4 protein-coding genes are annotated in these 5,347 nt (G+C 71.8%); 3 read left to right on the top strand and 1 reads right to left on the bottom strand.

The genetic code is table 11. The features are described 5' to 3' along the window. Positions 1-74: 74 nt before the first annotated feature. The 3 genes from AQJ46_RS58345 (at position 75) to AQJ46_RS51080 (ending at position 3,519) form a co-directional block, all read left to right on the top strand. Positions 75-2,252: a hypothetical protein gene (locus AQJ46_RS58345; RefSeq protein ID WP_225887683.1), complete on the top strand. Its 2,178-nt coding sequence runs from the start codon at positions 75-77 to the stop codon at positions 2,250-2,252. A 3-nt stretch (positions 2,253-2,255) separates the two neighbouring features. Next, positions 2,256-2,894 (top strand): hypothetical protein, encoded by a 639-nt coding sequence (locus AQJ46_RS51085; protein ID WP_059212202.1) that lies wholly within the window; start codon positions 2,256-2,258, stop codon positions 2,892-2,894. A 211-nt stretch (positions 2,895-3,105) separates the two neighbouring features. Then, on the top strand, positions 3,106-3,519 hold the full coding sequence (locus tag AQJ46_RS51080; RefSeq protein ID WP_059212201.1) for a DUF6221 family protein: 414 nt from the start codon (positions 3,106-3,108) through the stop codon (positions 3,517-3,519). Positions 3,520-3,741: 222 nt separating this feature from the next. Here AQJ46_RS51080 and AQJ46_RS51075 read toward each other — a convergent pair whose 3' ends face one another. After that, complete coding sequence (locus AQJ46_RS51075; protein WP_159064294.1) at positions 3,742-4,779, bottom strand: hypothetical protein; 1,038 nt, start codon at positions 4,777-4,779, stop codon at positions 3,742-3,744. Between the last annotated feature and the right edge of the window lie 568 nt (positions 4,780-5,347).

Here is a 5,347-nt window from a genome sequence, read left to right as displayed (position 1 = left end):
CGGTGTGTGCCGCTGTTGCTGCTGGTCGTCCGGGTCTGCCGGATACCGACCCTGGTCGGCGTCTGGAGCGGGCTTTGGAGGCTTTCTACGCGTACGCCACTGCCCAGGGGTACCGTCCGTCTGCCGCGCCGTACGCTCCCGTTCCCGACGAGGTGCTCCCGGCCGCCCAGGACGCGTCCTCGGCGGCCTCGGTACAGCCGGCGGCGGACGCCGGCCCCGGTACGCCGTCCGGTACGGCCGGCCCGGCCGCGACGACGTCGCTGTCCACGGCCGCCGGGGCCACCCCGGCCGACCCGGGCGTCGCCCTGCAGCCCCCGCCCTCGCCCTCTCCCGCGCCCGCCGCGGCGTCGGCCGTCCCGGTGGCCGCGGGGGAGGGGTTCGCGGCGGTGGAGGCTGAACTCCTCGGCGCTGCGCTGCCGTTCACCTCCGGTGCCCGCCACGGTCTGTCGGCCCGTCTGGCCGGTGCGCTTGCCGCGCTGCGCGAGGCCTCCACGGTGCCCGGGCGCGCGGGCGAGTTGCCGGGGCTGCGTCAGGCGGTGGCCGACCTCGCCGCCCGCCGCCCGCCGGTGCCGCCCACGGCGGAGGGCGAGCGCCTCGGTACGGCCCTGGCCGCGTTCGCCGCCGCGCACCGCGGCACCCCCACCGCCATCCCGGCCGTGCCGCCGGTCCCGGCGACGTCGGCCGGCCCGCAGCCCACCCCCGCCGGGACGCCGGAGGCGGGCCCCGCCTCCGGCCAGGCGCCGGACCTCGCTACCGCGGAGGCCGAACTCCTGGCCGCCGCTGCGCCGTTCCTCACCGGCAACGAGCACCGCTCTGCGCTGTCGGTCCACGGCCAGCACGTCCTGACCGCCCTGCGCGATGCGCTCGCCCCCGGCAACGACCACCTCCTCCCGGTGCTGCCGGCCGCGCGGGCCCGCGCGGCCGAGCTCGGCGGGCGCCGGCTGCGCCTGCCCGCCACGACCGAGGCCGACCGGCTGCGCACCGCCCTGAGCGCCTACCACGCGGCCGCGACGGCGGCCGGGATCACCCCGTCCGCCCTCCCCGCCCCCGCGCCCCTGAACGCCCCGGCCACGGCGTCCCTGACGGTCACCGAGCCCGCCCCCGCCGCCGAGCCCACGGCGGCCGCCGAGGCCTCCGGTGCCGCGCCCGGTGCCGGAGGGGACGACCGGGCGGCCGACCCGGCCCGGCGTGTGCTGGAGGGGGTGGTCATGGAGGCGCCGTCGGCCTCGTTCAGCGACGACACGCCTCCGCCCGAGGGCACCCCGGGCACCGGAGGCGGCAGCGGCAGCGGACGGAACTACACCTTCTTCCTCAACAAGATCAGCGCCGCGGTCGAGCAGGCCCTGGACGAGACGAACGGCGACATCGAGGCCGCCGTCAAGATGCTGCAGAAGAAAGCCGTGCCGGACTCCATGGCCCTGTTCAAACTCACCAGGGTCGGAGGAAATTACGTCCACACCGTTTACCCGCCCGCCCTGGATTTCCTTTCGAAGCCCGGGCAGGGTGAAGCAGACGGCGTTTGGGAAGGCCGCCAGAAATGGCGCAACGCCCCTCTCTACGAGGCCATCAAGAGGGGCGAGCGCGACCCGCTGGACGTGGTCGGCCTGGACATCAACGCCGCGTACCTGTCCGCGTTCAAGACGCACCTGCCCATCGGCGCGCTCAAGCACGACCCCACCGGCGGCTTCGACAAGCGCAAGGCCGGCATCCACCGCGTTGACCAGTTCAACTGGGATCACACCGACCTGCCCAGCCCGCTCGGCAACCGGATCGAGCCCGGCCCCTACCTCCTGGACGAGGCCACCGTCCGCCTCCTGATCCGCTGCTCTGAACTCGGCCTCAGCGAGCCGCCCCGGATCCTGGAATCGTGGACCTCCGGCGCCTCCGAAGCACTCCTGGAGAAATTCCGCCGCGTCCTGCAGCAAGCCCGCCAGACCGCGATCGAAACCGAAGACCCGGTCACGGGAGAATACGTCAAGGCCATGTACTCCCGTTTCACCTCAACGATCGGCGAGTCAGGAAAGAACCGGGAACTCCGCCGACCCGAGTGGGTCCACACGATCCGCTCCCAGGCGTTCGCAAGTCTCTGGCTGCGCGCTTGGAAAGCCCACCAGGCGGGCCTTATCCTGGTCCAGGTATCCGGCGTTGACGAACTCCACGTCGCCGGAGGCGACTGGAAGAAGGTCTGGGAAGAGGGCCGCAAGCCCACCCAGATGAAGGAAAAGCGCTTTTACACCCTCGGGGGAAAATAACCGATGCCGTACGACGACAGCGGATGGCGGAATTTCGGCACCTACGGCGCGAACCGCTCCGCCGAGAACGTCCGCGGCGGCAAAGCCCTCGGCCGCGCCCTGGAAGACGCCCTGTCCCGCCAGATCACCGAGGGCGGCATCAAGTCCCCCGTCACCACCCCCCGGGGCCTGAAGGCGCGCCTGAACTACCTCAACAGCGACGCCGGCGTCGAGGCCATGCGCGAGGCCGGGATCACCGTCAAGTCCCGCGCCCTGAACAACTGGTTCGCCGGCAAGCAGAAGCCGAACCCGGCCAACCTCGAGCTCGTCGACACCGCGTACTGGAACCTGCGCACCCAGCGCATCATGGACAACCTCGGCGCCTTCAAGCAGCACCTCAGCCGCCAGGGCAAGGGCACCGCGGTCGAGATCCACCCCATCAACCAGGACCTCGTCGACGAACACGCCCGCCGCCCCAACCTGATGGGAGACCAGGCGATCCGCACCCTGCCCGCGGTCCGCTACATCTGGGACGAGGCGGTCGACGCCATGGAAGCCGGCGACGAAGGCAAACTCGAAGAGATCTGGGACGACATCATCAGCGAGCTCGACTCCGACTGGGGCGCCTACACCTACGTCTCCTACGTCGGCCTCGGCGCCTGAGAAAGGACCCGAACACACATGCCACCACGCCGACGAGGCGACGGAGGTCTGGTACCGGCGCCCAGTCACCGTGCAGCAGCTGCGCCGCCACCGTCCCTGCCTCCGTGCGCTCGACCCGTGCGCCCCGTACCCGCGATGAGGCCGCTGTGACCGCCCACGGCCTCCTGCCTGCGGGCACCGGCGTGCACGTGGCCTGCCCGGCAGAGCCGCGATGACCGAGCGCGTCACCATCCACGACTGGTGCGAATTTCTGCGCGTTCGGATCGCCGAGGAGCAGCGGGCGGTCGAGGGCGCCGGGTCCGCTCCCGACGGGACCCACACGCACCCGTGGGAGCTCACCGAGGCGGGTGCGCCCGAACTCGGCGTACGGGCCGGGGACGACGTCCTCCTCACAGTCCGCACCGGGCGTGGCCCCTGGGCCGATCTCGTGGTCGCCGAGCACGTCGTGCGCACCCAGCCGCGCCGTGCGATCGCCGACCTCGACGCGTGGGTGGAGCTCGTCGACTTGCTGGACCACTGGGCCAACCATGAACGGCCAGCGGCGCTCGAACTCCTCGGTGTCGTCGTCCAGTTCGCCGAGCGCTACCGGGATCATCCTGACCACCCCGACCCCAGGCAGCGATGACGCCCGCGGGCCGCGGCTGAACCGTCGTACGACGGCCTGCTGGTCCTCCCCGGCCTGTAACCGCCTCCGGCCCCTGGCCAGCAACTTCCATGGCGTCGCCCGGGCCGACGCACACCCCGCGCGCTACGCCGGCCCCCACGAGACCAGAGACCTCCGCAACTCCTACAACGAGCCGCGCCCCGAAAGGTCACGCTCGCCCTACACCCCGCCGGCGACCGGCCATCACCCGCCGGGCTGCGCGGCCTCGTCCACGGCATCCGTCCCGTCCGCCCGGTCCGCGCCGGCCATCTGGGCGAGGACGTACCAGAGCCGGTCGGCGCTCCCCGGCGGCCAGGGCGTACGCAACTTCCCTGTGGCGGGGTCGAGTTCACCGCACCACTGCGCGTACCGGGAGGCGGCGTCGTCCGGCCAGAGGGGACCGTGACCGGAGGGCACGGCCAGGGCGCGGTCGAGGTCCGCGGGATGCCCCAGCACCTCCAGCCGCGCCGTGACCTCCCCGAGCGGCCCCCACACCAGCCGCCGGCGCCCCTCAAGCGCCCGCGCGATCCGCCCCGCCCCCTCACCCGCCGAGACCGCGTCCGCCGGCGCCCCGCCAGTCCGCGGCCCGGCGAGCCGGACCAAAACGTCCTCCAGGACCCGGCCCGTCTCATCCGCGACCTGGACCCGCCCGGCCAGCGGCGGCCGCGCCCTCCCCGAGCCCGACAACCGCGCCGCGGTCAGCTCCACCCACACCACCGCCAGCGGCCGCGACAGCAACCCCCGCGCCCACAAACCCAGTTCAGCCCTGCGCACCCGCAGCTCTTGCTGCTTCTCGGCCAGCTGCGCCAGATGCCGGCACGCCGCGCACACTCGCCGCCCGTCGTGATCGAGCAGCGGCAGCTGACCGACACCCCCGCACCCCTCACACGCCCGCCCGACGGCCCGCCGCTGCGCCGCGGCGGCCAGCTGGCGGCCCGTGGCCGCGGTGGGGACGGACTCGGCGACGTCGTACAGGTCGAATGTCTCGGCCTTCCCCCGCCAGTTGTAGTCGCGGACGCGGGCGCGGACGGGCCCGCCGGGACGCCGGGGCGGGTCGGCGTCGCCCAGCCGTGTCCGGGTGACCAGCCCGGCCGGAACGTCGCCCCAGCGCTCGTACCGCACCGGCCGAACCTCGGCCGCCGCACCGTTCCCGTCCGCAGCAGCACCACCTCGCGCCGCCCGCTCCTCACCCGCCCCGCGAGCACCGTCGACTACGGCAACTACTGAATTCGTGGTGCTCAATTCTCCAATTCCTTCCCGTGCTCTATTGTGTTACGGGTTGCCTTTCTCTCCCCGCAACTCCGTTACGCGTTACGTGTCCTTTCCCGGACCCGTAACAACCCTCTAATTGAGATTCCCCGGCTGACACCCCCTCAATTCTCGCGGAATCAGTTTCTGACGCCACGTAACCCGTAACAGAATACGTCCAATTCAAGAGAGGTCTAGTCCACTCAGAACCAAGCATGTGCGCTTTGTCTGACATACCGTCAGACAGCAAGGATGCGGCACCGGTTGCCAACCTCCCCTCGTTGCTGCCATACTGTAACCACAACGGACCGGGGCCGGGAAGCCCGGCGGGCGCCCCGGCCCCAGCCGGACCACAGACACAAACCCCCGCAAACCGGAGGCATTAGGCCTCTGAGCAGGGAAAACAGAAGATCGAACCGCTTCCCAAGCTGGGAGCCACGCCCCACCGACCCGGTGTCTCACCCCGAGGCCGGCACCCGGGACCAGGGGAAGCGGACAACAGAGAGTAACGTTCAACTCTCCCCAAGAATATCCGCTAAATTATCCACAGCCTAGAGCAATT

It is taken from the genome of Streptomyces canus (assembly GCF_001514145.1).
GTDB lineage: Bacteria > Actinomycetota > Actinomycetes > Streptomycetales > Streptomycetaceae > Streptomyces > Streptomyces canus.
Note: the sequence above shows the minus strand (reverse complement) of the source record. Positions and strands in the feature narration are given on the sequence as shown.